Consider the following 22741-nt stretch of genomic DNA (forward strand, 5'->3'; position numbering starts at 1 on the left):
GTGCTTCCTTCACTGTGGGCGGTTCACGCCCGGGCGGTCAGGTTGTAGAGCATCTCGCCATAGAGGCGGTAGACCACGCGGGCGGCATGGATGATGGCGGCCTGGTCGGCAGGGTTCTCCACCCGGTTCATCAGGGATTCGAAGAACTTGAGATGCTCCTGATCCAGGGCACCATGGGAGCTCAGGTAGCTCATCGCCTGGGGAGGCAGTCCGAGCCCGCTCTTGATCTGATCCGCCACCGTCAGGGCGATGGCGACGCTGGTTCCCTCCAGCACCTGCACCATGCCGAAGAAACCCATGGGATTGCCCCGCTGGATCTGGTCGTAGAGGAAGGCCACCATCAGCTCGATAGGCAGACCGGGCTGGCCGTGGCGCACCGCCTCGGCATCCCCGCCGCAGGCGCGGATGTCGCTTAAGATCCACTCCTGATGGCCGTACTCCTCCTCTATGTACTCCTTGATGGCCGCGCGTACCCACTCGTACTCCTGACCCAGCTTGCCACCAGTTGCCATCAGCAGGGGAACCGTGTGGCGCACGTGGTAATAGGCTTCGGTCAGGAAGGCGAGGTAGGTCTCGCGCTGGATGTCGCCACGGCGGCAAGCCTCGATGATGGGCGCATTGAACAGGTGCTCGCGCTCCTGGGAAGTGGCTTGTTGCAGGGTCTGGTAGAAGCTCATGCTGATTCTCCTGTGAGGCCTTCGCTGAGGCACTGGCTGATCTGCCGGGAAAAGTGTTGATAAATCTCGTTGCGACGGGGCCGACCGTTGGCGGTCAGCAGCCCGGGGGACTGATCCAGTGCTACCGGCAACCAGTGGTGCAGGCGAGCGTAGTCGGGCAGCCGGCTGTTCAGCTGCGCGATCTGGCGGGGCAGATCCGCTTCGCTGCCGGGCAGGGGTTGGATCAGCGCCACGTTGGCCGGCTGGCCGTCGCCAAAGACCACAATGCGGGCAATGGCGGGGCAGAGCTGGGCCTCGGCCTCTACCCACTCGGGGGAGAAGTTGCGACCAAAGGCGGTGATCTGGACATTCTTCTTGCGCCCGGTGATGTGCAGGTATCCATCCTCATCCAGGTAGCCGAGATCGCCGGTGGCGATGGTGGCGGCCTCATCGTGGGCGGCATCCCCATGGCCGAGATAGCCCAGCATGGCGTTGCCGCTCACCAGGATCTCGCCATCTCCGGCGATGGTGACCCGGCAGTGAGGCAGGGGGCGACCGACGCTGCCGGGCCTGTCCGCCTGCGGGTTGTTGAGCGCCACCACGGAGCAGCATTCGGAGAGGCCATACCCTTCATAGACGGGCAGACCGGCGGCGCGGGCGCGAGCGATCAGCTCGGGGGCCACCTTGCCCCCCCCGACGGCGATAAAACGCAGCCCCTGCAACTGGCGCAGCAGCGCCGGGTTGTTGCCGGCCAGCACCAGCAGCAGGCGCAGCAGCTCGGGCACCAGCACCAGGCTGTGGCTGGGCCAGCGCAGCAGCGCCTGGGCCAGCATGGCCGGGTTGAGGGCACTGGAGCCGGAGAAGCCGATTTCCCCGAGTGACGGGATGCGGCTGCAGGCATCGGTCAACAGGGGCACGTAGAGGCCGGTCAGGTTCTCGAGCAGGGTCGCCAGTGGCAACAGGGTGAGATGCTGCTCCACCCGGGCCGGGGCGACCCGCTCTGCCAGTGACTGGCAGACCGCCATCATCCGGGCCAGGGAGAGGCAGACCCCCTTGGGTTGCCCCGTGGTGCCCGAGGTGTAGGTGATCTTGGCGGTGCCTGCGGGCAGGGCCGGCGGGTTGAGCGGGACGTGCCGCCACAGGGGGATGGTCAGCTCGCCGGGCGTACCGTCGGCGAGGGAGGTCACCGTCAACACCAGGGGGGCGGCCGGGTGCCAGTCAGGATGGGCCGGGCCTACCAGGGCATCGGCGCCGCTGCTCTCGAGCAACCACGCCTGCTGGGCCTGGCTGAAGAAGTGGGGGACGGGGATCACCACGATTCCCGCCCGGGTGCAGGCCAGATCGATCAGCGCCCAGGGCAGGCCGTTATCCAGTTGCAAGGCCAGGCGCCGGATCTGCGCCTGTTGCAGCTCGTCGGCCAGGTGCAGGATCTGCTGCCACAGCTGGCGGTAATCCAGTTGCTGCCGGCTATCCATCAGGGCCGGCTGTGTCGGGTTCTGCTTCGCCGTGCTGGCGATGGCATCAAACAGCGTCATTGGGCGCACCTTTTATCACGAGCCATACGGCAGGCCTCTCGGGAGTCGTCGAACAGGGCGGGCATGGGGGCCAGCAGGTTGAGCAGCAGGCTGCTCTGGGCGAGCACCTCGCGCCCCTGATTGAGGTCACCCACCATCACTCTGGGCTGGCAGCGGTAGTATTCTCCCCAGGCGGCGGCATCTTCTCCCACCTGATGCGCCTGGGCGGGAGCCAGCTCCACCGGATCGAGGCGCAGGCGATGAAAGCTGTTGCGCAGCTTGGCGGTACCGGTGAACACCACGTAGTCGAGGGCGTTGTCACACAGCAGGCGACAGAGCGCGGCAAACATCAGGCGGGCATTGCCCGGCTCGCTGCAGGCCAGATTGCCCACCTCTATGATGCGCTGGCGCTCCGGGCGTACCCCGAGGCGGGTCTCGATGGCCGCCTCTACGGGGTGCTCCAGATATTGCTCCAGATAGAGCGCCCCCGCGCTGGCCAGGTTGAGACCACAGGCACCGACCAGCACGCCGTCGGCACGGTAGAGCCCAAGCAGGCAGGGCAGGAAATGGGGAATGCGGGCGTTGAATTCCTGGGTGTAGGCCGCCTGGATATAGGCCTGCAACGCCATGACCTGCTGCGGGGAGTCGGCCAGCATCAAGCGGTAGGGTGCCTGGATCTCTGTGGTCATGGAATGCTCCTTCTCTTGCGATGAGTTGAGCCTAAAAGGGCAAACTTAAGAAAGCCTTAAGGGGCGCAAAAAGTTGCCATGACCGGATGGCGGTCATGACGGCTGGCAAGGGCTGCTGGTCTCGATATGCAGTGGCCTGGCGGCGATAAAACAGTTGCCAGCGGCGGGGCGGGCAGGCAATCTGCCCGGCTGTCACTTGCCAGAGGTATCGTCATGTCATCCACCCCCTGCTGCCCCCTGTGTGCCAGCCATCAGGCCTACCCCCTGCCGGTGGCGGGCAAGCGTTATTACCGCTGCGAGCGGTGCGAGCTGGTCTGGCTGGATGCGGCGGAGCATCTGGATGCCGAGGGGGAGAAGGCGGTCTATGACGGCCATGACAACCGGGTGGATGATCCCCGTTATCGTGCCTTTTTGATGCGGCCCTTTGGCGAGGTGCTGGCCCGGGTGCCGACGCCTGCCAGCGGCCTCGATTTTGGCTGTGGCCCGGGGCCGGCCCTGATCGCCATGGGCCGGGAAGCGGGCTATGTGATGGCGGGGTATGACAAGTTCTACGCCGACGAACCGGCGCTGCTGGCACAGCAGTATGACTTCATCACCAGCACAGAGGTGATCGAACACATCGCCGAGCCACGGGTTGCACTGGATCTGCTGTGGCGCTGCCTCAAGCCCGGCGGCATTCTGGTGTTGCAGACCCAGCGGGTGCTCGGTGACGAGCGCTTCAAAACCTGGCGCTATCGCCACGATCCGACCCACATCGTCTTCTTCGCCGAGGCGTCGTTTCGCACCCTGGCGGCCAGCTGGCAGGCAGAGGTCGAGTTTCCCCACGCCGATGTGGCCCTGTTCACCAAACCCTGACCCCGCCATTTTCATTTGACGATGAGTTGGGCATGCTGATGATCTGATACCAAGGAGCGGTGATCCATGTCCATTCCCCATCTGTCGTTGCAGGATGCCCGTCATCTGCAACTGGCAGCCCAGGGCCTGCTCGCCCCGCGCCGCAGCAAGGCGCGCCCGGCGGATCTGCTGGCCACCATCCGCCGCATGGCGCTGTTGCAGATAGACACCATCTCGGTGGTGGCGCGCAGCCCCTATCTGGTGCTGTTCAGCCGGCTCGGACACTACGAACCCGGCTGGCTCGAGCAACTGCTGGCCGACGGCGACATTTTCGAATACTGGGCCCATGAGGCCTGCTTCATTCCCCGCGAGGATTACCGGCTGCTGCGTCATCGCATGCTGGATCCTGCCGCCATGGGCTGGAAGTTTTCGGCCCACTGGCTCACCACCCATCAACAGGACATTGACCGGCTACTCGAGCAGATCCGCCAGCAAGGGCCGGTGCGAGCGGCCGACTTTGCGCGCCAGGGGGAGAAGGGCAACGGCTGGTGGGACTGGAAGCCGGAGAAGCGCCATCTCGAGGTGCTCTTCACCGCGGGGCGTCTGATGGTGCGCGAGCGGCGTAACTTCCAGCGGGTCTATGATTTGGCAGAGCGGGTCATGCCCGGCTGGTGCGACGAGCGGGATCTGCCGAGCCCGGAGACGGCGCAGCGAGAGATGGTGCGTGCCAGCTGCCGGGCGCTGGGGCTGGTCAAGGCCGGCTGGGTGGCCGACTACTACCGGCTGCGACGTGGCAAATACGATGCCTTGCTCCATCAACTGGCGGATGAAGGGGAGCTGTTGCCGGTGCGGGTGGAGGGATGGCAGCATGGCGCCTTCGTTCACGCCTCGCTGGCTGACGAGCTGGCCAAGGCGCAGGCGGGCAGCCTCAGGGCGACCCATACCACGGCCTTGTCGCCCTTTGATCCTCTGGTGTGGGATCGCAGGCGGGCCCGCGAGCTGTTCGAGTTCGACTACCGCATCGAGTGCTATACCCCGGCGCACAAGCGCCAGTATGGCTACTTCGTGCTGCCGCTGCTGCATCGCGGCAAACTGGTGGGCAGGATGGATGCCAAGGCCCATCGCCAGCAGGGGATCTTCGAGATAAAGAACCTCTATCTGGAGGCGGGGGTCAGGGTGACCCGCACCCTGGCAGGGGAGCTGGGGAAGGCGCTGCAAAAGCTGGCGCAGTGGCATCAGACACCGATCCTGGCCTATGGCGATATTCCGCCCCCCCTGTTGGCGCTATGGCGCCCGGGGCAGGGGCTGTGAGGGTAGCACAGAGGGCAAGACGCTCTGCACTCAGGGGATTGGCACATGGGAGAAGAGGGATGAAGGGATTCTGGCTGCTGTCGGGCGTGATCCTTGCCATGCTGATGCCGGTCGCCTCGGCACAGGAGAGTGACGCGCCGGTGCGGATCTGCCTCGGCAATGGCAGTGAATGGCCTCCCTACACTTATTGGGTGCGCCACAACGGCGTGCCGGAACCCGAACGGCTGACCGGGGCAGCGGCGACCCTGGTGCTCGATGCCTTGCGCCAGAATGGCCTGTCTCACCAGATCCGCTACCTGCCATGGGCCAGGGTCAAGCAGGAACTGGTCGACTATGGCCAAAACGGCCTGTGCGAGCTGACCTGGGATGCCAGCTACAAGCCGGAGCTGGCGGCCCATGTTTACTACAGTGTTCCCCTCTATCACACCCGCCTCGGCCTCTTCTACCTCAAGCACCGCTTCCCCGAGGCACCGGATCTGGAGGTGGCCAGCCGCGGCCGGATGTGCGGTCTGCTCGGCTACAACTATGCCCCCTATGGCATCAACAAGAAGCTGCGGCGGGTCAAGCGGTTGCAGCAGGCACTCGACCTGCTGGCGCGGGGGCGCTGCGATTTTCTGCCAAATTCGGTCGAGCCGCTGCTAAGCGGCCTCAGCCTTGGCATCTACCAGAGCGAGCCCGGCTTGACCCATCTGCGCCTACCCAATCGCAAGGGGTTCTATCTGATCGTGAGCAAGGGATCGCCACGGGCCCGGGAGCTCATTACTCAGCTGGATCAGACGCTGGTGGCCTTTGAGGAGGAGGGGCATACCCGCGAGGTGATGGCGAAGTTTCTGCCGCCGCTGGAGTGACGGCGTCGCCGGATATAAAAAAGGCCAGCCGGTGCAAACCGGCTGGCCTTGGTCATGAATGTGGATATTACGCGGTCAGACGGGTCAGCACCTTCACCAGCAGCTCGATGCGCGGGGCAATGCTCGCCAGATCCAGATACTCCTCGTCACTGTGGAAACCGGCGCCGATAGGGCCCAGACCATCCAGGGTCGGAATGCCGAGGGCGGCGGTCAGGTTGGCATCCGAGCCGCCACCGACCTCTTGCCAGCGGATGGGCAGACCCAGATCCTGACCACACTCCTCCACGATGGCCATCAGGGCCTTGGTTCCTTCTGACGGCACCATGGCCGGTTTGTGAGCCTCGCGAGTCAGCTTGATGGTGACCCCTTCCAGATGAGGGTGCTCGGCCAGGGTCAGCAGCCGGTCGTTGACCTGGCTGTACTCCTGATTGTCCCAGAAACGCACATCTACCACGGCGCTGGCGTGGGCCGGCACTATGTTGGCGCCATTGCCCCCCTCGACGATACCGATGTTGAGGGTGGTGCCGCTCTCGAAGTTGGTGAGGGCATTGATGGCCAGGATCCAGTGACCCAGCTCGGTGATGGCGCTGCGCCCCTTTTGCGGCTCGTTGCCCGCGTGGGCCGCCTTGCCGGTGAAATCGAGGCGATAACGGGCCATCCCCTTGCGCGCCTTGACCAGGGAGCCGTCGGCACGGGCCGCTTCGGCCACCAGCACCTGACGGGCCTGTTTGGCTACCGAGGTCAGCCAGTCGCTGGAGTGCAGGGAGCCAATCTCTTCGTCCGGGTTCATGCAGACGCAGATGCTCAGGCTGTCGCGCACCTCGCGGGGCAGGGCGCGCAGGGCATAGACGATGTTGAGCAAGCCGGATTTCATGTCGGAGACGCCGGGGCCGTAGGCCCGCTCGCCATCGACGCTCATCGGGCGGGCGGCGGCGGTGCCGAGGGGGAAGACGGTGTCCATATGGCCAATCAACATCACATCGATCTGCTCGGCATCAGGCTGGTTGCGAATTTCCAGTCCCACCCCGGCTACCCCGCAGTCGACCCGCTTGATGTGCCAGCCACCCATGGCCTCGTATTTGGCGGCCATCAGATCCGCCACTGCGGTTATGCCAGGTTGGTGCAATGAGCCGCAATCCAGGTTGATGAGAGGGGCCAGCTCGGCCAGGTATTCATCCAGAGAAAAAGTCATCGGTTGCTCCACGTGTGTGGTTGTACGAAAAGGGTCAGAGAAGGATGTTCATCACCAGCATGGCGCCGAAGGCGTTGAGCACTGAGATGGCGACCATGATGGGGATGTAGCGCCCTTCGGTGCCGATGCAGCCGAGGATGCGGCCCATGTACTGCACCTGGGAGCCCATCAGGTAGATGGCGGGGGCCAGGATGGCGATGTGGGTACCGTTGAGGATCCCCTGATCGAACAGGGTGATGACCACGCCGACCGCGCCGCCCATGGACATCCAGGCGCCGATCAGCACGGCAGCTGCCTCACCGGGCAGACCGAACACCGCCATGATGGGAGAGAAGATGGCTCCCATGGCGTCCAGGGCACCGGTGATCTGCAGCGCCTTGATGATGACGAAGGCCATCAGCACGTTGGGGACGGTGGAGGTGGTGGCGATGACCCATCCCTTCTTGGCCCCTTCGACGAAGATATCGGTGACGATGGGTTTCTTGACGTTGGCCTGGCTCATTTGGCTTGCTCCTGGGTGCTGGGGGTCGTGGCGTGCTGGGTGTTGTCGCTGTTTTTGCCTTCGGTCAGGTTGAGGTAGACCCGAAACAGGTTGGCACCGACAAATTTGAAGGCAAACATCACCACCACGGCGAGACCGATGGAGGAGCTGACCGCCGGGCTGCCATCGGCCAGGGTCAGGGTGAACAGCACGGCGCCGGAGGAGAAGAAGTTGACTATGGTGGCACCGGCGGAGAACTGGAACATGGTGAAGACGTCGGTCTCGCGCTTGGTGATGAGCCCTTCATCCTTGAGCTGGCGGGTCATGGCGGCGCCGGCATCGGTACTCTGCAGGGAGGCGATCAGCGCCAGGCCCGTGTTGCCCGGGATCCCCATCAGCGGGCGCAGCAGCGGGGTTAGCAGCTTGCGGGCGGCATCCAGGGCGCCGTAGTGTTCCAGCACATTGATCATGCCGAGGGCGAACATCACGGTGGGGATCAGGGTCAGGGCAAACAGGAAGCCGTCGCGGGCGCCGTTGCCCCCCTTGCCGCGCATGTCGGTCATGGCAGTCTTGAGGCCGTCGCCGTTCTCGCTGACGCTCTGTACCATGGTGCCGAACGAACCGTTCAGTGTGGTGAAGTCGAACACTCCGTACCACTGGTTGGACTGCAACAGCCCCGAAAAGAAGACGATGGCGAACGCCAGTGCCAGGTAACTGCCTATCGTTACCGAGCGTGATTTGTCAGTCATGATTTAGCTCCATCTGAATAAATATTTAATCGCTCGCAGTATGAATGATGCAATTATCAGTAAATTGATGGCGGTCAAACTGGCGCACTGTCTTTGGTGTTTGTTGTGGTTTTATGTGATGGCGATCGTTGCTTTGATGGATAAAAATCCGGTTTTTACAGGGATTTTTGAATGGCGGCGTTATGTGGGTGGTATGACAGGGGCGCCGGATGGCGGAAAAGAAAAAACCGGGCGCGAGGCCCGGTTTGGTCATGCAAGTCGGTGGTGATTACTGGAATACCAGTACCATCAGCAGACCGATGGTGATGGCGGACACCAGGAAGGCGAAGCCATAGAACACATAGTGGTGCAGCTTGGTGGTGTGGATCCCCAGGTCATGCAGACCGTGGTAGATACGGTGCATGCCGTGCCAGATGGGCAGGGCGATGATCACCAGCAGGATGCAGGCACCCCACCAGGAGCTGGCGAAGGCGTGCACGCGATCGTAGCTCATGGTCTCCACGTCCATGATGCCCATGGGCACCAGCAGACCGGTAATGAGGACAATGACCGGCAGCAGCATGGCGACGACCATGCCGCCTGCACCAAACAGACCCCAGTAAATTGGTTCGTCAGAACGTCTCATTGTTTTCTCCTCAAGCCACGATGATCAGGACAAGCAGGGATACCACCGCCAGCGCCACATACTGGGCCAGCACGATCGGTTTCTCCGGCACCAGGTCTTCACCCCGGAAGATGCGCATGGCTTTCGGCGCCAGGGCAAACCAGGTCTTGGCGTGGAACAGGCAGGCCGCCAGGGCAATCACATGGAACAGGATGGCGATCGGGCTTTGCAGGGATTCCAGCCAGCCGTTGAACGCTTCCTGACCCTGTACCAGACGCATCAGACCCCACATCAGCACGACGGCATAGATGGAGACGAAGATACTGGTACCCTCGCGGATCATGTAACCGGTGTAGAAGGCATTCTTCAGCCACCAGTCTTTCTTCATTTCGCGGACGTAAGGCTTACGTTTGCTTTGGGTGTTGTTCATGGTCTCATTCCTGATCTCAATCTGGCTTGAACATGGCGATCATGTAGTCCTTGGCGCTCTCGACCTTGCCAAGCTGGATGGCTGCGGCCGGGTCCACGCCTTTCGGGCACACTTCGGAGCAGTAGCCCACGAAGGTACAACCCCAAACACCTTCGTCCTGGCTCAGGATCTTCATCCGTTCCTTGGACGCGCTGTCGCGGTTGTCGGCGTTGTAGCGATAGGCCAGAGCCAGTGCCGCCGGACCGGTGAACTTCTTGTTGATGCCATATTGCGGGCAGGCTGCGTAGCACAGACCGCAGTTGATGCACATGGAGAACTGGTGATACTTCGCCATGTCAGCCGGAGTCTGGGTGTACTCGCCATCGCACAGGCTGCGCGGCTCGCTCGGGATGATGTAGGGCTTGATGCTCTCCAGCTTCTCGATGAAGTCGGACATGTCGACCACCAGATCGCGCTCGATCGGGAAGTTGTTGAGCGGCTCGATAGTCATCTTGCCCGGCAGGTAGTCGCGCAGGAAGGTCTTGCAACCCAGCTTGGGTACGCCGTTGACCATCATGCCGCAGGAGCCGCAGATCGCCATCCGGCAGGACCAGCGGAAGCTCAGGGTAGAGTCCAGGTGATCCTTGATGTACTGCAGGGCATCCAGCAGGGACATCTCTTTGAGGTAAGGCACCTGGAAGGTCTGCATCCAGGGCTCGTTATCCTGCTCGGGACGGTAGCGCAGGATTTCAATTTCGATCATCTCAGCCATTCTTCTTAGCCTCGTCTTGTTTCTCACCCTCGGAACCGTACACGCGTTTCGCCGGTTGGGATTTAGTGATCTTCACATCGGAGTAATCGATGGTCGGGGCCCCTTCATCGTTATAGAAGGAGAGAGTGTGCTTGAGGAAGTTCACGTCATCACGCTCCTCATAACCGTCCAGACGCTGGTGGGAACCACGGGACTCTTTACGGTTGATGGCGGAGTGAGCCATGGCTTCGGCCACGTCCAGCATGTAGCCCAGTTCGATGGCGTACAGCAGGTCGGTGTTGAAGACAGAGGACTTGTCGTTGATCTTGATTTTCTTGTAACGGGCTTTCAGCTCGTTGATCTTGTCGATGGTGCCCTGCATCAGCTCTTCGGTACGGTAGATACCGACACCGGCTTCCATGGACATGCCCAGTTCGTTGCGAATATCGGCCGGGTTTTCGGTGCCGTCGATATCGAGCAGGGAGAGGTGCTGCTTGATGAGCGCCTCGGCCTTGGCGACCAGCGCTTGGGTGTTGCCGTGCTGCTGGGTGGCGGCAAATTCGGCAGCCTGTTCACCGGCCACTTTACCGAATACCACGATCTCGGAGAGGGAGTTGGAACCCAGACGGTTGGCACCGTGCAGACCGACGGAGGCACACTCACCGGCGGCGTAGAGGCCGGCCAGACGGGTGGCGCACTTGCCGTCAGTTTCGATACCACCCATGGTGTAGTGGGCAGTCGGACGTACCGGGATTGGCTCCTTGACCGGATCCACACCCACGTAGGCCTTGGCCAGTTCGCAGATGAAGGGCAGACGCTCTTTCAGGTACTTCTCGCCGAGGTGGCGCAGGTCGAGGTGCACCACATCGCCCATCGGGCCCTGGATCACGCGGCCTTTTTGCTGCTCTTGCCAGAATGCCTGGGAGAGACGGTCACGGGGACCCAGCTCCATGTGCTTGTTCTTCGGCTGGCCAACCGGAGTTTCCGGGCCCAGGCCGTAGTCTTGCAGGTAGCGGTAGCCATCCTTGTTCAGCAGGATGCCGCCTTCACCACGACAACCTTCGGTCATCAGGATGCCGGTGCCCGGCAGACCGGTCGGGTGGTACTGGACGAACTCCATGTCGCGCAGCGGTACGCCGTGACGATAGGCCAGGGCCATGCCGTCACCGGTGACGATGCCACCGTTGGTGTTGTAGCGGTAGACACGACCGGCACCGCCGGTAGCCAGTACCACGGACTTGGCCTGGATGAAACGGGTGATGCCGTTCTGGATATCGAAGGTCAGCACGCCCTGGACGCGGCCATCTTCCACGATCAGATCAAGGCAGAAATGCTCGTCGAAACGCTTGATGCTCGGGTACTTGATGGAGGTCTGGAACAGGGTGTGCAGAATGTGGAAACCGGATTTGTCAGCGGCAAACCAGGTGCGCGGGATCTTCATCCCGCCGAAACGACGGACGTTGGCCTTGCCATCCGGCTTGCGGCTCCAGGGGCAGCCCCAGTGTTCCAGCTGGATCATTTCGTTGGTGGCGTTTTCGACGAAGTATTCCACCACGTCCTGTTCACACAGCCAGTCACCGCCAGAGACGGTATCGTTGAAGTGGTTTTCCAGGGAGTCATCATCACGGACGACGCCGGCGGCACCACCTTCGGCAGCAACGGTATGGCTGCGCATCGGATAAACCTTGGAGATCAGCGCGATCTCCAGTTCCGGGTGGGCTTCAGCAATGGCGATTGCGGCACGCAGGCCACCACCACCGGCGCCGATGATGGCAACATCGGTCTTGATAATATCCACATCTGCCTCCTTAGGGATAGATTTGCTGGGCACGATTTTGCTCTATGAAAAAAATTCAAGTTTGATACAAGTCAAACAGCTTGGTTTTATTCCATTTTTACTAGTGATTTTTCTATCAAACACCCTGTTCCCTGGATGAAAATGTTGCAATTATCGCCGGTTTTCAGTGTTACTGAGCAATCGAACACACAGCCGCGAAAACTTTAACTACCGGATTGTACGTAGTTTTCTTTCAACAAAATGAGAATTACCTCTCTTTTTGGGTATCCGCAAAAAAGTTTTTAAGTTTTTTATTAAAAATGTTTATTGAGAATTATTACCAGTCACAATTTTGGATTAGTAAATCTAATTTATATTGTGGGTGTGTGACGAGGTGACCGGGTGTGATGCCGTCCCGGGAATCGGTAAGGGAAGGGGGAGAGGTAAATCTGGCTGGTATTGGATTAATCACTGAAAAATAAGGGCTATTATGAAATGAAAGGGGGCCGGTGTGGCCCCCTTTTTAGCGCATTCAGATGCGGAACATACCCACCTGATTGTTCAGTTCACCCGAAATATTTTTCAGTTGTTCCGAGAGATGACGCGAGCTGTCGGCGTCCACCGCCAGTTCGTCAGAGACATCTTTCACCGCCTGAATGTTGCGACTGACCTCGTCGGTCACGGCCCGCTGCTCTTCGGCAGCGCTGGAGATCTGGGTTGCCATGTCGGAGATCTGGTTGATCGAGAGGGTGATCTGCTCGAGCGCCTGGGTGGCGTTGTTGGCATCATCCACGCTGTTTTGCGCCAGCAGCTGGCCCTCGTGCATGGTGCTGACCGCGCCCTGGGTGTTGCGTTGCAGGGTTTCGATCATGTTGCGGATCTCGACGGTGGAGCTGTGGGTGCGTTGTGACAGCACCCGCACCTCGTCGGCCACCACAGCGAAACCACGACCCTGCTCACCGGCACGGGCAGCCTCGATGGCGGCGTTCAGAGCCAGCAGGTTGGTCTGCTCGGCGATGCCCTGAATAGTGGAGAGGATGGTGTTGATCTCCTGGGCGTTCTTCTCCAGTTCCTGAATGATGTTGGAGGCCTGCTCGACCTGGGTTGCCAGATCCGTGATGGAGCGCTGGTTACGGGCGATGACCTGCTTGCCGTGCTCGCAGCTGCTGGAGGAGGAGCGCGCCGCCTCGGCGGTCTGTTCGGCATTGCTGGCCACTTCCACTGCGGTTGCGGACATTTCGTGCACGGCGGTGGCAATCTGGGAGATCTCGTTCTGCTGGCGTGCCAGCCCCTGACTCGATTTCTCGGCCATGTTGTGGGAGGACCTGGCCTGCTGGTTGAGCTGGGTGGAGGAGTTGGAGATATCCTGCACCATGGTGTGGATCCGATCGATGAAGGTGTTGACGTGCTTGGCTACAGTTCCCACCTCGTCGTCCCGCTCGATCTTGATGCGGCGGGTCAGATCGCCATTGCCACGGGAGAGGTCGGCAATGGCCTCACCCAGGGTTTTCAGCGGTGCCAGGGAGCCGTGGATGGCCACGTAGGAGAAGCCGGCCACTATGATGATGGTGATCAAGCCTTGCAACAGGGCCGAGGTGACCATGCGTCTGACTGACTGATAGGCCACCGCATCATCCACCACTATGCCGTAGTACCAGTTGGTGTTGGGGATAAGGTTCAGGTCGAACACGCTCAGCTTGCCGCTGATATCCATCTCGGAGATGGTGCCGTCATTGGCAATCCGGTTGACGCCGGCAGCTGTCAGCTCGGGGGAGAGCTCGGTGGCCGGTTTCAGGGTCAGCGAGGTGTCAGGGTGGGCGATGATGGTGCCATTGCTGTCGATCAGCACGGCGTAGGTGCCCTCGGTGTTGACCGCCAGAATGTCGGAGACCAGACCGCTGATGGAGACGTCACCGGCGATCACCCCCTGGGTGTTGCCGCGCTGGAATGGCTCGGCGATGGTGATGATGAGCTGGCCCGTGGTGATGTCGGCATAGGGAGAGGTGATGGTCATCTTGCCCGCAGTCGTGGCGTCCTGATACCAGGGGCGCTTGCGGGGATCGTAACCGGCTGGCAGGTCGGTCGGTTTGCTCTGGATCATCCGGCCATCTGTGGTGCCCACATAAACCAGATCGAAGCCGCCTGCGTTCATGGATTGGGCGAGATGGCTGATGGGCTCGTCTTCCTTGGCAAAGGCTTCCTTGGTGGAGCTGACCATGTTCACCCTGGCGTCGAGCCAGCGGGAGATCCCCTTGACGTTGGCAGCAGAACTTTCGTCGATGAAGTTCCAGATCAGTCGTTGAGTCTCGCTGCGCAGTTGCGAGGTGTTGTACCAGACCTGCAGACCGGTGATCACCAGAATGATGACCCCGATGGCGAGGACGAGTTTGTTTTTGATCGACAAGTTCATAATTACATCCTTGTGAGCGTCAGTCTGAAGTAGGTGTATTGCGTTGTTATTGTTGTGAGCCAACTCTTATCGGCCGAGTTTGAACTTTTTGTATCCCGATCAGCTTTCTAAAGTTAGTGCTGATCGGGCGTCTTAGCCATCTACAGGGTCAGGGTGGCCGGATGGGATGAAGCGATCCGGACGATTGGTGAAAATACCGTCGACGCCCCACTGCGCCAGCCGCTGCTGATCGGCGAGATGATCCACGGTATAGACCAGCACCTTGAGCCCCCGTTGGTGGGCATCCTCAATCAGCATTTCGTCGACAAAATCCACATCGCAGTTGATGGACCAGGCCCCCAGGCGTTCGGCGAACAGGGCCAGGTTGAGGGGCAGGTTGGCAGTGAGGGCGCCGAGGCGGATCTCGGGCCGCAGGCCGGCAAAGCTGGCCAGCTCGGGGTGATGAAAGGAGGAGACAACCCACTGGGCGTTGGTAAAACCAAGCTCGGCCTCTGCCTTTTTGGTCAATGCCGCGACGGGCTTGGCGGTATTGGCCCCCTTGAGCTCGATATGCAGCTCGCAGCGGCCTCTGATCAGGCTCATCACCTGCCACAGGGTCGGGATGGGCTCGCCGTCACCGGCATCCAGACTCTGCAGATAGGCGCAGGATTGCTCGCTCAGTACTCCCTCGCCATTGGTACAGCGTTCCAGCCGTCGGTCATGGAAGACCCACAATTCGCCGTCAGCGACCTGCACGTCGATCTCGATGGCCTCAGCTCCCTGTGCCAGCGCCAGGGCGATCGCCTTGAGGGTGTTCTCGGGCGCCAGTCCGCTGGCTCCCCGATGGGCAATGATCTGCATGCTTGCTCCTTTTGCGTGCCGGGCCGGGTCAGCCCCGGGTCAGGTGAATGTCTATCTGCTGGTGGGGCAGGGTGAGCCCCTGCTGCTGCAGTTTATCCAGCACCAGCGAATGGACCTCGTGAGTGATGGGCATCCGGTGATCCATGTTGTTCACGTAGAGACGGATCTCGTAGATCAGCGCCGAATCGGTGAACTCGACCAAGAACACCTCCGGGGTCGGGCTCTCCAGCACCAGGGTCGATGCCTGTATCGACTCTTCCAGAATGCGCTGCACCAGCTTGGGATCCCGGGTCAGGCCGATGCGGATGCGCAGCTTGACCCGGGTGATGGCATCCGACAGCGACCAGTTGATGAACTGCTCGGTGATGAATGCCTTGTTGGGGACGATGATCTCCTTCCTGTCCCAATCCACTATGGTGGTGGCCCGGGTCTTGATCTTGGTGACGGTACCGGTCAGATCCCGGATGGTGACGGTGTCGCCGAGGCGGATCGGTTTTTCGAACAGTATGATGAGGCCGGAGACGAAGTTGGCGAAGATCTCCTGCAAACCGAAACCCAGGCCCACCGAGAGGGCCGCCACCAGCCACTGGGTCTTGGACCAGTCGATGCCGAGCATGGAGAAGCCGGTGAGGGCGCCTATCAGGATCACCAGGTACTTGCTGACGGTGGTGAGAGCAAAGCCGGTCCCCGGTGAGAGGCTCAGGTGCTGGAGCAGGGTTAGCTCCATCAGACCAGGCAAGTTGCGGGCCGTCACCACCGTCAGGATAAAGATGAAGGCCGTCATCATCAGATCCTGCAGGGTGATGGCGGAGAGCTGCTCGATGCCGCCTATCTTGTTGCTCACCTGCCACACCTCGATGTTGCTCAGGAAGCTGAAGGCGGAGTTGAGATCCGACCATTGCACCAGCAGCAACATGGTGAAGCCCAGCATCAGCAGGGTGCGGACCAGCCCGAGGGACTGGGCGCTGATGGTGTCGAGATCCAGCTCCGCCTCTTCCACCACATCGGGGATCTCCGAACTGAGATCGCTGTTGGGATCGTCCCGCTGGGCGAGGATCTCGGCCCGTTTGCTCTTGGCCCGTTCGAAGGCGAGGCGGCGGCGCTGGATCAGCATCCAGCGTCTGGCCAGGTAGTAGACGAGCAGGGCGCCGAGCCCCATCAGCAGACTCAGCTCCAGCTGCCTGAGCAGGGTGCGGGAGGTGTAGAAGTAGCCGAACAGGGAGCCGATCACCGCCAGCAGGGGGGCCAGCATCAGGCTGTTCCAGATAAAGTGGTGCAGCAGATGGGGCTTGCTCATGTCGCTCTGGCCCCAGGTCAGCGGCAGCCGCTCCCGGTTGAGGCGGGCGAAAAACAGCAGCAGCCAGAGGGCGCCGATGATGAAGGCCAATCTGCCGAGGGAGTCGTAGAAGGCGTGCTCCTGGTAGCTGTTCGCCATCCCCTGCACGAAGAAGCTCGGGATCAGCACCAGCAGCAGGGTACGAAATTGCCCCCAGACTCGCTGTACCCGCTCTTTGGACCAGCGGAAATGGTGGATCAGGATCCCTTTCTCCAGAGTGAGGTGGCGCGCCATCATCAGGGCCAGCAGCAGGAACCAGATCTCGCCAAGCCCCCGGCCCACCGCTACCGCGAAGGGATATTGCCAGACCCCCTCGAGCAGGCCGCGCACCATCAACACCATGGCCGGGAACGGCAGCGAGGCGATCAGGGTACGCAGTAGCAGGCGACTGGTGAGGCTGAACTTGTCCTGGGTGACCTTGCCGATGCGCGGCGCCACGTGTTCGCAGAAGCGGACCAGGTGACCGGCCAGCTTGAACCAGCTCCAGGCCAGCACCAGCAGGCCGAGGCCGGCCATCGTGAGGGTCAGGGGATTGTTCTCGGCGATGGCGCGGGGCAGTTGCAACCAGTTGTTCGGGTTGAAGGCCAGCGCCAGGGCGGCGGGGATGCCGAGGATGACCTGGGGGGTGAAGGGGCGCACGTCCGGTAGCCAGAACAGGTGGCTGGCGCTGAGCTCGCGGATCTCGTCGATCTTGCTGTTCTGGCGGCTGTAGAGCAGCTTGAGCCGGGTCTGCTCCTGGATCAGGGTATCGGAGGCATCGTTGAGACGGGTCAGCAGCTGGCGGCGGGCCTTGAGCAGGTTGTCGAGTACCGCCAGTTGCGAGCGATCCAGAGTCACTTCTTCGCCGGCCAGCAGTTGTTCGCGCAATTGGCGGGGATCGGCGAGGTCATCCTGCTCGGTCTCGTACTGGTATTTGGCCCTGCGGGCGTTGACGATGGCCGACTCCAGCTTGTCCAGCGGGAAGTAGGCGGGCAGATCCGCCAGCTTGCTGCGCAGGTTCTCGCCGTAGGCATTGCTGATCTGCAGCCACTCCAGCTGTTCGCGCACCGAGTTGACCAGCTCGTTGAGAGTAAACAGGTTCTTGTCGATGGTGCGCTGCTCGTCCTGAACCCGCTCTATCTCGTCTTCGAGACCACTGAGTTGCAGGGAGAGGGCCTGGTTCTGCTTTTGTTGCTCCAGCAGCAGCGGCATGTCGGAGGTGAGCTGTTTGCGCAGCCGCTCGCTCTCCGCCAGCGCCTGTTCCGTTTTCTCACGGCGCAGCTGGTTTTGCTGGTTCAGCAGGCTGGTCTGCCACTCATCCTCATCGGCGATGGCCAGGTTGAGCTCCTGCAGCTTCAGCTTGCCAAGATCGTTGCGTTGCTGAGCCGAGAGCTGCTCCAGCTCCAGCATCTGGATCCGGTCAGAGAGGCTTTGTTCCTTCATGCGGGTCACCAGCTGCTGGGCTTCCAGCAGCCGATCCGACTCGCTCCCCAGACTCAGGCGATCCAGCTGACTGCGAGTCAGCTGCAGCTGCTTGCGCAGGTCGTCCACCCGCAGGTGATACTCCTGGCCCGTGCTTTCGAGCTGATTGAGGCTGTCCATCACCCCCTGGCGCTCCTTGCGCAGGTTGAGCTGGCGGTTGTTGCTCAGGCCAATGGCCTGGCGCAGGGTCTCCTCCTTGAGGCGGGAGAGGGGAGGCCGGGCGGCGGGTTGATAGTTGTGCAGGCTCTCCTTGAGGCGGCTCGACTCCTGGGGATAGTCGATGAGGATCTGCTGGTAGGCCTTGCTCTGCTCCCGGTAGCGTTCGGCCTCTCGGGCAAACTGCAGTGCCTGCTGATAGCTCTCGCGCAGCTTCTGGTTTTCGGGGGTATCGCTTTTGGGAACGCTTTGCAGCAGGGCTTCGGCCTGGGTGACGGCGTCCTCGGCCCAGGCGGATGACAAGGGGACAAGACAGAACAAAAAGAGGGTGAGCAGGCGTTGCAACATGAGGCTCGTTTCTGGTCATGAAGGATGGCCCTAGCCTAAAGCAGTGAAGGGCGGTGGGTAAAGGTGGTTACCCTTAATGATTCATCACATAAATAACAGGAACTCATTCGGACGTTCCGCTATGATGCCGCCGCTTTCTCCTCTTTGAGCCGATTATGTCAGCCGTTGATCTGGGCACAGCCCCCCTCTCTCGCCTCTTCTGGCGTTACGTTACCCCGACCGTGGCCACCATGCTGGTCACCGGCATCTATGTCACCATAGACGGCATCTTCGTCGGCCATGTGCTCGGGCAGGATGGCCTGGCCGGTCTGATGCTGGCCTATCCCATCTGCGCTGTGCTCTATGCGGTGGGGGCCCTGATTGGCATGGGGGCCTCCTCGCTGGTCTCCTTCCATCTGGGGCGGAGCGACCCGGCCAGAGCGCGCCGTATCGTGGGCAACGCGCTGGTGCTTGTGGTGCTGGCTTCGCTTTTGCTCAGCGTTATCGGGCTGCGCTATGGCGGCCCCATGCTGGCCTGGATGGGGGCCGAGGGGGAGATCTTTACCGCAGGCCTCGCCTATCTGCAGGCTTATGCCTGGCTGGGCGGCTTTGCGGTGCTCTCGATGACGTTCAACTCGCTGCTGCGCAATGACGGGCGACCCGGCTTCGTCAGCCTCATCATGGTGCTTGGTAGCCTGATCAATGTGCTGCTCGACTATCTGTTGATGGTGGTGTTTCCGTTTGGTCTGGCTGGAGTGGCCACGGCTACCATGCTGGCCCAGGCGGTTACCGGTCTGTGCTGCCTGTGGCACTTCTTCACCCCCCGCAGCCAGCTGCGCATCGGTCTGGACAGCCTGCGCCCCGACCCGGCACTGATGGCCGACACTTTGAGGCTCGGTGTCTCCAGCTTTCTGATGTACCTCTATCTGTCTGTGGTGTTGGCGCTGCACAACAAGGCGTTGCTCTCGGTCGGCACCTCCCTCCATGTGGCTGCCTACGGGGTGATCAGCTACACCGAGGCCTTCTTCTATCTGGTGTTCGAGGGGATTGCCATGGGCATCCAGCCCATCGCCAGCTTCAACGCCGGGGCCGGCCACTGGCAGCGGGTGTTGCGCATACGCAATCTGGCGCTCGGGGTGACCCTGGGCATCGCCCTGTGTGGCATGGTGCAGCTCTACCTGTGGCCGGAGGCGGCTGTCTACCTGTTCGCCGGCGACAACGCGGCTCTGCTTCCGGTAGCGAGCCTCGGGATCTGGCTTTACTTCTGGGGCCTGCCGATGGAGGGATTGTTGCTGGTGGGGGCCACCTATTTCCAGGCCATCAACCGGGCCCGTATTGCCTCCCTGCTGACCGGTGGCAAGCTGGTGCTGATCGGTCTCTTCTTGTGGGGATTCTCCTCCTTGTGGGGTGTGCCCGGGGTCTGGCTGGCGCTGCCCAGTTGCAGCACCTTGCTGGTGCTGCTGATGTGGCGTGCCATGCGCGGGGAGGCCAGTGCTCACGGGGTGGCGAGCTAGCCGTAGTGATCGGATGGTAGACAACAAAAAGGCAGCCATTGGCTGCCTTTGTCGTCGTGGGGCTTAAGGTTTGAAAGCCCCGATAAAGATGGCGGGATCGACCCGGGTGTCGTTGAGGCTGACGTTCCAGTGCATATGGGGGCCGGTGGCACGACCGGTGGCGCCCACCCGGCCGACGATGCCGCCGCGGGGCAGGCTCTGGCCCAGCTTCACGTCGACCCTGGACATATGGCAGAACATGCTGATGAGCCCCTGGCCGTGATCGACGAAGACGGTGTTGCCGTTGAAGAAGTAGTTGCCGATGAGGATCACCGTGCCCGCCGCCGGTGACTTGATGGGGGTGCCGGCACCCACGGCAAAGTCGAGGCCGGAGTGGGGATTGCGCTCCTCACCGTTGAAGAAGCGGCGCAGGCCAAACGGGCTGGAGAGGGGGCCGTTGACCGGCTTATCGAACAGCAGGTTGCTGGGCTGGTTGGGGCTGAAAGTCTGGTAGGCGCGGGTCTGCTCCGCCAGCTCGCGGTTGATGCGCACCATGTCCTCGGCCAGCGGATTGACCTGGCGACCGTTCTTGAGCTTGATGTGCTGCTCGCGGTAGTGCTTGGGGGTGACGGTGAAGTTGAGGGTTCGACCATCATTTACCTGCAGCTGGTGGGCACCTGTCTTGCTCTTGAGGGAGATGCCGACGATGGCGATCCAGCGCTTGCCCTCTTCACGCACCACCAGCACCGGCTTGCCCTGATAGCGGGCAGTCGGTGCCTGCGCTTCACTGCCCAGCGGCACCACGGCGACACCGCCCGGCACCGGATGGTTGAGCAGACGGCTGATAAAGCCTTCGGCCAGTGCCGACTGGCTGGCCAGCAACAACAACAGACAACAAACAACTCTCATGACGATACCACTCGCGATCAAAACAGGGGGAAACGGAACTGCTGCAAGGGGCTGATTGTGCCTCGTTCCCACCGTGACGGCCAGCCTGTGAGCCTGCCCGTGCCGGTTTTGTGGCGCTGCTGCGTCAGGTTTGTGTGATGAGGGCAGGGCGTTGCCATTGAGTCGTATCCGCCCTGCCTCTAGAATCGGCATCCAGTACTGATGCCCACGATACACAGAGGAGATGACATGAACGGATTACCCACTTTGCGCACAAACCCGGCACGCCACCCGATCGGCCGTGGCTGGGTCTGGGTCCGCAGCGGGTTCGATATCTTCAACAAGGGGATGGGCGTCAGCGTGGCCATGGTGCTGGTCTGGTTTGTGGTCGGCATGGTGCTGGATCAGTTGCCGGCGGGCAGCCTCATCTCCCAGCTGCTTTATATGGTGTGGGGGGCAGGTTGGGCCGTGGTGGCCGCCCGGGGCTATAGGGGTGAGGCCCTCAACTTTGCCGATCTGTTTGCCGGATTTCGCCACAAGCTGACCCCGTTGATGCTGGGGGGCCTCCTGGTGCTGGGGCTGTTCAGCCTGATCGGACTGGTGTGTCTCGGACTGCTCTCCAGCTGGGGATTGCTTTCCGTGCTGAGCCAGGATCCAGAGACCATGGTGGTATCGCCCGGCCAGCTGCAACAGCTGTTGCTGGTGCTGCTGGTGGGCACGGCGCTGCTCATTCCGGCGCTGATGGCGGTGACCTTTGCCCCGGCCCTCATCTATTTCCATGATGTGGGCATTGTGCAGGCCGTGCGTCTGAGCTTTGCCGGCTGCTGGCGCAATATGTGGCCCTTCTTCTGGTGGGGGGCTCTGTGCGCCATCCTGCTGCTGTTCGGCGCCGCCTTGATGCTGGTCGGTCTGCTGGTGGTGATCCCGGCGCTCAACTACTCCATTTATGTGGCCTATCGGGATATCTTCCTCGATGAGAGCGAAGAGGCGCAACCGCCCGTCACACCGTTCGGCTTCGAAGCCTGATGCAAGATAAAGAAGGGGCCTCAAGGCCCCTTTTTCATTGTGGTGGTTACTCCTGCCAGAGAGGATCGTCCGCCATGCGCGCCACCAGAAAGTCGAGGAAACTGCGCAGCAGCGGCGACATCTGCTTGCGGGTTGCATAGACCCCGTAGACGCCGAGCCGCTTGGGCTGCCACTGGGGCAGCAGGGCAATCAGCTCGCCCCGTTCCAGATAGGGCTGCGCCGAGTAGCGGGGCTGCAGGCTGATCCCGGCGCCTTTCAGAGTCGCTTCCAGCAGCAGGTTGGAGATATTGGCGCTGAGGTTGCCGCTGACCGGCACTGACTCCGGGCCGTCCGGCCCACTGAACTCCCACAGGCTCTTGCCGAAATAGGTGTAAGTCAGGCAGTTGTGCAGCGCCAGATCCTGGGCCTTGTGTGGGGTCGGGTGGCGAGCCAGGTAGTCCGGGCTGGCGCACACCACAGAGTGGCAGGTGCCGAGACGGCGTGCTACCAGATTGGGATCCAGATCGTTGGTGATGCGTACCGCCAGATCGATCCGCTCCTCCACCAGGTTGACGGTTCTGTCGAGCAGCAGGATGTCGACGGCAGTGCCCGGATAGCGGGCCAGGTAGTCATTGGCCGCCCCCACCAGCAGCGCCTCGGAGAGGGAGTAACTGCTGGTGATCCGCAGCTGTCCCTTGGGGGCGTCATCCCCCCGTATGGCGACCTGCTCCATCTCCTCGCCCAATGCCAGCATGAGGCGGGCGCGGCCCAAGGTCTCTTCCCCCGGGCCGGTCAGGCTCAGACGCCGGGTAGTGCGGTGCAGCAGGCGTGCCCCCATCCAGTGTTCCAGTTCTGCCAGATAGCGGGAGACCATGGCCCGCGACATCTCCAGCTTTTCGCCTGCCCCGCTCAGGCTGCCCTGCTCCACGACGGTGACGAAGACCCGCAATGCGGTCAGTCGATCCATGTATGCCCCTCAATATGCTCGATATACGCAACAGTGATGCGCG

The 22741-nt window shown here is 61.7% G+C and carries 21 protein-coding genes; 6 read left to right on the top strand and 15 right to left on the bottom strand.

Annotated elements, in window-relative coordinates; all coding sequences use genetic code 11:
• Positions 1-23 precede the first annotated feature (23 nt).
• The 3 genes from MRK42_RS05270 to MRK42_RS05280 are packed head-to-tail and all read right to left on the bottom strand — an operon-like array spanning position 24 to position 2859.
• Complete coding sequence (locus MRK42_RS05270) at positions 24-677, bottom strand: iron-containing redox enzyme family protein (protein ID WP_026457851.1); 654 nt, start codon at positions 675-677, stop codon at positions 24-26.
• Entirely contained in the window at positions 674-2191 is a 1518-nt protein-coding gene (locus MRK42_RS05275; RefSeq protein WP_354688918.1) for an AMP-dependent synthetase/ligase, read from the bottom strand. The genes MRK42_RS05270 and MRK42_RS05275 overlap by 4 nt, the downstream gene beginning before the upstream one ends.
• Entirely contained in the window at positions 2188-2859 is a 672-nt protein-coding gene (locus MRK42_RS05280) for a thermostable hemolysin (protein ID WP_061475613.1), read from the bottom strand. Before MRK42_RS05280 ends, MRK42_RS05275 begins: the two co-directional genes overlap by 4 nt.
• Positions 2860-3072: 213 nt before the next feature.
• On the opposite strand from MRK42_RS05280, the gene MRK42_RS05285 reads away from it, so the two are divergent.
• The 3 genes from MRK42_RS05285 to MRK42_RS05295 all read left to right on the top strand — a co-directional run bounded on the left by MRK42_RS05285 (position 3073) and on the right by MRK42_RS05295 (position 5852).
• Complete coding sequence (locus MRK42_RS05285) at positions 3073-3714, top strand: class I SAM-dependent methyltransferase (RefSeq protein WP_026458782.1); 642 nt, start codon at positions 3073-3075, stop codon at positions 3712-3714.
• Between the two features lie 66 nt (positions 3715-3780).
• Complete coding sequence (locus tag MRK42_RS05290) at positions 3781-5004, top strand: winged helix-turn-helix domain-containing protein (RefSeq protein ID WP_338611873.1); 1224 nt, start codon at positions 3781-3783, stop codon at positions 5002-5004.
• A gap of 98 nt (positions 5005-5102) precedes the next feature.
• Positions 5103-5852 (top strand): hypothetical protein, encoded by a 750-nt coding sequence (locus tag MRK42_RS05295; protein WP_338612435.1) that lies wholly within the window; start codon positions 5103-5105, stop codon positions 5850-5852.
• A 67-nt stretch (positions 5853-5919) separates the two neighbouring features.
• Here MRK42_RS05295 and MRK42_RS05300 read toward each other — a convergent pair whose 3' ends face one another.
• Genes MRK42_RS05300 through MRK42_RS05310 form a run of 3 tightly spaced genes read right to left on the bottom strand, consistent with a single transcriptional unit; the run spans position 5920 to position 8274 of the window.
• A complete protein-coding gene (locus MRK42_RS05300) occupies positions 5920-7044 on the bottom strand; it encodes a M20 family metallopeptidase (protein WP_338611874.1) in 1125 nt (374 codons plus the stop codon).
• A gap of 34 nt (positions 7045-7078) precedes the next feature.
• On the bottom strand, positions 7079-7546 hold the full coding sequence (locus MRK42_RS05305; protein ID WP_026457021.1) for a YjiG family protein: 468 nt from the start codon (positions 7544-7546) through the stop codon (positions 7079-7081).
• Complete coding sequence (locus tag MRK42_RS05310) at positions 7543-8274, bottom strand: nucleoside recognition domain-containing protein (RefSeq protein ID WP_042025688.1); 732 nt, start codon at positions 8272-8274, stop codon at positions 7543-7545. The genes MRK42_RS05305 and MRK42_RS05310 overlap by 4 nt, the downstream gene beginning before the upstream one ends.
• Positions 8275-8314: 40 nt before the next feature.
• Here MRK42_RS05310 and MRK42_RS05315 point away from each other — a divergent pair, with 40 nt between their 5' ends.
• Positions 8315-8542: a hypothetical protein gene (locus MRK42_RS05315; protein ID WP_156476441.1), complete on the top strand. Its 228-nt coding sequence runs from the start codon at positions 8315-8317 to the stop codon at positions 8540-8542.
• Here MRK42_RS05315 and frdD read toward each other — a convergent pair whose 3' ends face one another.
• The 7 genes from frdD to mscM form a co-directional block, all read right to left on the bottom strand.
• Positions 8543-8899 carry a fumarate reductase subunit FrdD gene (frdD, locus tag MRK42_RS05320; protein WP_026457019.1) on the bottom strand — a complete coding sequence of 119 codons (357 nt, stop codon included), beginning with the start codon at positions 8897-8899 and terminating at the stop codon, positions 8543-8545. It lies immediately after the preceding gene.
• A 10-nt stretch (positions 8900-8909) separates the two neighbouring features.
• Positions 8910-9308: a fumarate reductase gene (locus MRK42_RS05325; protein WP_026457018.1), complete on the bottom strand. Its 399-nt coding sequence runs from the start codon at positions 9306-9308 to the stop codon at positions 8910-8912.
• A gap of 16 nt (positions 9309-9324) precedes the next feature.
• Positions 9325-10059 (bottom strand): succinate dehydrogenase/fumarate reductase iron-sulfur subunit, encoded by a 735-nt coding sequence (locus tag MRK42_RS05330; protein ID WP_026457017.1) that lies wholly within the window; start codon positions 10057-10059, stop codon positions 9325-9327.
• Complete coding sequence (gene frdA, locus MRK42_RS05335) at positions 10052-11836, bottom strand: fumarate reductase (quinol) flavoprotein subunit (protein ID WP_026457016.1); 1785 nt, start codon at positions 11834-11836, stop codon at positions 10052-10054. The genes MRK42_RS05330 and frdA overlap by 8 nt, the downstream gene beginning before the upstream one ends.
• A gap of 511 nt (positions 11837-12347) precedes the next feature.
• Complete coding sequence (locus MRK42_RS05340) at positions 12348-14225, bottom strand: methyl-accepting chemotaxis protein (RefSeq protein WP_042072293.1); 1878 nt, start codon at positions 14223-14225, stop codon at positions 12348-12350.
• Between the two features lie 132 nt (positions 14226-14357).
• On the bottom strand, positions 14358-15065 hold the full coding sequence (locus MRK42_RS05345; protein WP_338611875.1) for a glycerophosphodiester phosphodiesterase family protein: 708 nt from the start codon (positions 15063-15065) through the stop codon (positions 14358-14360).
• Between the two features lie 28 nt (positions 15066-15093).
• Positions 15094-18366 carry a miniconductance mechanosensitive channel MscM gene (gene mscM, locus MRK42_RS05350; RefSeq protein WP_223380086.1) on the bottom strand — a complete coding sequence of 1091 codons (3273 nt, stop codon included), beginning with the start codon at positions 18364-18366 and terminating at the stop codon, positions 15094-15096.
• Between the two features lie 155 nt (positions 18367-18521).
• Between mscM and MRK42_RS05355 the strand changes: the two genes are divergently transcribed.
• Positions 18522-19859 (top strand): MATE family efflux transporter, encoded by a 1338-nt coding sequence (locus MRK42_RS05355; RefSeq protein WP_338611876.1) that lies wholly within the window; start codon positions 18522-18524, stop codon positions 19857-19859.
• A 63-nt stretch (positions 19860-19922) separates the two neighbouring features.
• Here MRK42_RS05355 and MRK42_RS05360 read toward each other — a convergent pair whose 3' ends face one another.
• A complete protein-coding gene (locus MRK42_RS05360) occupies positions 19923-20747 on the bottom strand; it encodes a M23 family metallopeptidase (protein WP_338611877.1) in 825 nt (274 codons plus the stop codon).
• 228 nt (positions 20748-20975) lie between these two features.
• Between MRK42_RS05360 and MRK42_RS05365 the strand changes: the two genes are divergently transcribed.
• Complete coding sequence (locus MRK42_RS05365) at positions 20976-21752, top strand: BPSS1780 family membrane protein (protein WP_124239839.1); 777 nt, start codon at positions 20976-20978, stop codon at positions 21750-21752.
• Between the two features lie 46 nt (positions 21753-21798).
• Here the strand turns inward: MRK42_RS05365 and MRK42_RS05370 are convergent, their stop codons facing one another.
• The gene (locus tag MRK42_RS05370; protein WP_225633166.1) at positions 21799-22698 is read right to left on the bottom strand and encodes a LysR family transcriptional regulator; all 900 of its coding nucleotides are present in this window, start codon (positions 22696-22698) and stop codon (positions 21799-21801) included.
• Between the last annotated feature and the right edge of the window lie 43 nt (positions 22699-22741).

It is taken from the genome of Aeromonas sp. 19NY04SH05-1 (assembly GCF_040581895.1).
Taxonomy (GTDB): Bacteria; Pseudomonadota; Gammaproteobacteria; order Enterobacterales; family Aeromonadaceae; genus Aeromonas; species Aeromonas enteropelogenes.